This window comes from Pseudoalteromonas sp. OOF1S-7, assembly GCF_022347765.1.
In the GTDB taxonomy this organism is placed as follows: domain Bacteria; phylum Pseudomonadota; class Gammaproteobacteria; order Enterobacterales; family Alteromonadaceae; genus Pseudoalteromonas.
The window spans coordinates 1-4,514 of record NZ_JAKRFZ010000037.1; the positions used below are offsets into that span (position 1 = coordinate 1).

Sequence of the window (4,514 nt, forward strand, 5' to 3'; positions counted from 1 at the left end):
TCATGCACTTGTAGGTGGTGTATCTAGCGTCTTGTCAGGAGGCAAATTTGGCCATGGATTTATTGCGGCTGGCTTTACTAAAATGGCCATGGGCAATGCCGGCTTTAATATGAATAACCGCACATTGTCAGCCGTTGCCGGGCGGACAGCGGTGGCAGCTATTGTTGGTGGTACAGCAAGTGCTATTACCGGCGGTAAGTTCTCAAACGGTGCAAGAACAGCGGCTATGATGCATTTGTTGAATGCTGAGATGCGATTCAATGGCAAGAAATTGAAATGGATCGATGATGAAGGAAATGTCAAGAAGGAGTGGGATGCGGTATCGGGTAGAGGTGGAGCTACTGCAGATCAACAGAATGTAAAAGATGTTGGCCCTATACCTGAAGGTGAATATTATGTGGAGCAGCATCGTTTGCAAGATTGGGAGTCTCTTCCTGACGAGTATAAATTAGCTGCTATCATGAAAGCGGGTCCTTGGCCGGGCGGAAAGATTGCGTGGGGGGAACACCGAGTATGGCTTTCGCCAGAGTACGGGACTGAAACTTATGGAAGAAGTGGATTTTCTATACATGGTGGCATGTATCCTGGTTCGGCAGGCTGTATAGATTTGACATCCAACATGTCTGATTTTGTAAGATATTTTAAAAGTTACAATCAGGATATTATATTGAAGGTAAATTACGAGTGAAGATGTTTATTGTTTTTTTTAATGTTTTATTTTTACTTGTTGGATTGTTTATTCTTGGCTTGTATTTAAAGTCACCAAGTGATTATGTTTTTGGTTCTGAGGTGTATGGTTTTTGGTATTCCTCAAGCTCTCATTATTGGGGTTATATTTTTTTGATAAATCTACTTCCATTCTTGTCAACTTTTTTATTTTTTAAAAAAAAGAGATGGTTAAGTTCTTTTCTGTTGCTAGTTAACTTTTATATCGTTTTCCTTTGAAAAAAGTTAAAGATAGGAATAGTGATACCCATTCAAGTTGGCGCTCAGTGGGCGCCTTTTTTCTGTGAGGGTGACAATTTAGGGTGACATATATGGACGCTCCAGCGATGTCAAGCCGAGTAAAAATAGTTACATAAATAGTTACATGGACAGCCACCTAAAATTTGGCGTGCAGACTGTACGCCGTCTACCTTTAGGTAATACTCAATGGATTGAGGGTGACAAATTATGCCAATGGCAAGGAAGAGACAGGTCAGCTTATCAGACACTAAGTACTACCACTGCATATCCCGGTGTGTTCGCCGGGCATTTCTGTGCGGCTATGCAGTTATGAGCAATCATACGCATATTGTGTTGTATGTGGGTGATAAGAAAGCACAAAGGTTATCAGATAAAGCGATAGTGCTTCGCTGGCATAAACTGTTTAAAGGCAACTGGCTGACGCACAAATTCATCAATGGAGGTGAGCTGAGTGCATCTGAATACAGCATGCTGGCAGCTGATATCGCTGAATTCAGATAATGACAGATGCTAGCGAGATTAAAGCTTGGTTGACAAGTAATGGTTATAAAGGGGACAGACCTATTTTTCTTAATTCATGTTACTCAGGTACTAATGGAGTAGCCCAGACAATAGCAAACATGTATCCAAAGCAATTTGTTATAGCGCCAAGTCATGGAGTAACCAATTTAACTGACGGAGGAGGTTTTTATAGTACGGCCTCTCCGGATGCATATTATAAAGAGTTTAGAGCTAAAAAAGATTAGGTAGGCGATATGGTTAATAGTATTTTTTTAATTTCTTGTGGTTTTTGTCTCGTTTTTATTTGTAGCGTACAGGCTAAAGGAGTGGGGATTAAAGGCGAGATTTTTGTTGAAACTTTGGTTAACGGAGAGTATGTCTCCTCTTATCTGTACTTTCCTCGTGAGTATGAAAGTTCTAGAATTGAATCGGTAACTATGGCAGTTAACTCACATGATATTAAAGTTTCTCAATTGTCTCGTATTGAAGATGATAGTTGTGGATACTATTCGATAGTGACAACATGGTTTAAAAAAGGAAGTGAGGAAGATTTACATTTCTCATTTCGCTACCGTAGTGTGAGTTCGAAAAGTGACATAAATACCCCTCCCTCATTTACAATGGCTTTTAGAGATGTAATTAAATACTCGGGAGATAATCCTAGGTATAAAATGAATTGTAAGGGGATTAAAGAGGGGGGTGCATAGCTACATTACATTGTTACATGGACTGTTACATGCAGAAATAGTTACATGGACAGCCACCTAAAATTTGGCGTGCAGACTGTACGCCGTCTACCTTTAGGTAATACTCAATGGATTGAGGGTGACAAATTATGCCAATGGCAAGGAAGAGACAGGTCAGCTTATCAGACACTAAGTACTATCACTGCATATCCCGGTGTGTTCGCCGGGCATTTCTGTGCGGCAAAGACCGTGTAACGGGCAAGTCTTATGAACATCGTCGAGATTGGGTTGAGGAAAAATTGCTGACCCTTGCGAAGGTGTTTTGCATCGATGTGTGTGGCTATGCAGTTATGATCAATCATACGCATATTGTGTTGTATGTGGATGATAAGAAAGCACAAAGGTTATCAGATAAAGCGATAGTGCTTCGCTGGCATAAGTTGTTTAAGGGCAACTGGTTGACGCACAAATTCATTAGTGGTGATGAGCTGAGCGCATCCGAGCATAGTATGCTGGCAGCTGATATAGCTGAATTCAGATCCCGTCTTGCGAGCATCAGCTGGTTTATGCGGGTGCTTAATGAAGACATTGCCCGCAGAGCCAATAAAGAAGATGGTTGCACAGGTCGATTTTGGGAAGGAAGATTCAAGTCACAGGCTTTATTGGATGAAGCGGCACTGGCAGCGTACCTGGCTTATGTTGACCTGAACCCAGTCAGAGCCCAAATGGCAGATACACCGGAAACGTCAGACTACACCAGTATTAAAAAGCGTATTGAGCATGCACAGCACAAAAGCTTACTGCGTTTTGCTGGTAATCCAAGACAGCACAGGCCTAAAGGACTGCCGTTTGAGCTGACTTATTATATTCAACTGGTTGAGTTAACAGGCCTATGCATGCGTGCAGATAAGCGGGGTTATATCAGCGATAGTCAGCCACTGCTGACACGATTGCAAATAGAGCCAGACAACTGGCTCAAACTGACTATGCAGTTTACAAAGGTCTTTCATGGTGCAGTGGGGCGAAAGCAAGCGATGACAGATTACTGTGAACATCTTCATAAAAGGCGACGAGCCAACTTGCCTCAGTGCGAGCGGTTGCTGGGCTAACACCTTTCTTTTTGTGCCATTTCGATTTATCCAGGCTCAGGCTTGGGTGCGAACTCGTATTGTCCGAATCTGATTATTCTTCAGTATTTCATAGTTAAACTTACAAGTTCCACTATTGGAAGCTTATAGAAAGCGTAACATTCAATAGCCTTGCATTGTGGCTTTGAACATGCCCACAATAGATGTGTGAATTTACTGGTGGGTGTCACATAAAAAACTTTCGTGGCAGATGTGATTGGTGCTGATTATGCTGTTCATGGTCAAGTCACGATAAGAGCAAGGCCAGATGGAACATATGGTATTTATGATCAAAAGTATGATTATGAAATGCATAACGATTTTTCTCTAAGAGGAGTTACTCGAAATATTGCAACGCTATTTGGTTCTCCTTCTAGTGGATGGCCTAATACAGGGTATTGGATCAATTATCGAGGGAATACTAATATTACGAACCCTATCGCTGTGGGGGAGAAATGAAAAGATTACTAATGACTTTTATAATATGTATTTTTATTGGTGAATACATTGGTGATTGGAATCAGTTTAAAATTAGAGGGACTGGGCTGAAGCTTTCTGGTAAAAACTCTGAGCATCAATATATTGTTGATGAAAAGACGGGGGAGTTGATCGTAGATCAGCATGTTGTTGACGTTTATTCGGAAAGTGGGTTTGTAATTGTTTTACGAATCAAGGCTATAACTTATGAATGTGGTGAAAATAGAGTTGTTCTTACTCATTATCAAAGTGGCTTAGAAATAGCGGTTATTAATGTTAAAAGTCGAGAGGTTGAAATTTATTCAGAGTCTGGCTTTTTAAAGTGGGCTGAAATGAATGATATAAATGTTTCATTAGACTATGAAAATGAGTTGTCCAACGACAAGAGGTTCAAGGAAATAAGTAGTGATATTGGTTGTGTGTCAATTTAATTCGTTGATTTTACATCCGGTGAATTTTGGAAGACATATATGGACGCTCCAGCGATGTCAAGCCGAGTAGGCCGAGGGTGTTCATAATTCTGTGTCAGCCTACTGAGCTCAAAGCTCGATGTAATCATCCAAGCGTCCTGGAAAGTGGATGGCCATCTGCGACAGCGTGAGATTCCAGTTCTGGATAGGATGCGTCCAGCGCTCTTGAGCTTTAAGTATACCGGCATAGAGTAGCTTTAGTAAGCTGTTTTCATTGGCAAAACCGCCCTTGGTTTTGGTCAGCTTCCGGAACTGGCGATGTACAGCCTCCACGGCATTTGTCGTGT

At 41.4% G+C, this 4,514-nt stretch carries 5 protein-coding genes and 2 pseudogenes; 6 read left to right on the forward strand and 1 reads right to left on the reverse strand.

What is annotated here, in order from left to right:
* From MHN33_RS23625 to MHN33_RS23650, 6 genes and pseudogenes are all read left to right on the forward strand, one after another.
* Window positions 1-688: tlde1 domain-containing protein (locus MHN33_RS23625; RefSeq protein ID WP_239401921.1), on the forward strand; the 688-nt coding region annotated here is incomplete at its 5' end.
* Between the two features lie 485 nt (window positions 689-1,173).
* Window positions 1,174-1,428: pseudogene (locus tag MHN33_RS23630) on the forward strand (transposase); the annotation flags it as partial.
* Between the two features lie 293 nt (window positions 1,429-1,721).
* Window positions 1,722-2,174 (forward strand): hypothetical protein, encoded by a 453-nt coding sequence (locus tag MHN33_RS23635; RefSeq protein ID WP_239401923.1) that lies wholly within the window; start codon window positions 1,722-1,724, stop codon window positions 2,172-2,174.
* Window positions 2,175-2,302: 128 nt separating this feature from the next.
* Window positions 2,303-3,262: a transposase gene (locus MHN33_RS23640; RefSeq protein ID WP_239401925.1), complete on the forward strand. Its 960-nt coding sequence runs from the start codon at window positions 2,303-2,305 to the stop codon at window positions 3,260-3,262.
* Between the two features lie 222 nt (window positions 3,263-3,484).
* Window positions 3,485-3,739, forward strand: coding sequence for a hypothetical protein (locus MHN33_RS23645; RefSeq protein WP_239401927.1), 255 nt, complete (start codon window positions 3,485-3,487; stop codon window positions 3,737-3,739).
* Window positions 3,736-4,188: a hypothetical protein gene (locus MHN33_RS23650; protein ID WP_239401929.1), complete on the forward strand. Its 453-nt coding sequence runs from the start codon at window positions 3,736-3,738 to the stop codon at window positions 4,186-4,188. Before MHN33_RS23645 ends, MHN33_RS23650 begins: the two co-directional genes overlap by 4 nt.
* Before the next feature lie 108 nt (window positions 4,189-4,296).
* Here MHN33_RS23650 and MHN33_RS23655 read toward each other — a convergent pair.
* Window positions 4,297-4,514 (reverse strand): annotated as a pseudogene (locus MHN33_RS23655) (IS256 family transposase); the annotation flags it as partial.

What these genes read in the sequence shown, in the direction of transcription:
- MHN33_RS23635 (WP_239401923.1), top strand. Translation starts at nt 1,722, where the DNA reads ATGGTTAATAGTATTTTTTTAATTTCTTGTGGTTTTTGTCTCGTTTTT.
- MHN33_RS23640 (WP_239401925.1), top strand. Translation starts at nt 2,303, where the DNA reads ATGCCAATGGCAAGGAAGAGACAGGTCAGCTTATCAGACACTAAGTAC.
- MHN33_RS23650 (WP_239401929.1), top strand. Translation starts at nt 3,736, where the DNA reads ATGAAAAGATTACTAATGACTTTTATAATATGTATTTTTATTGGTGAA.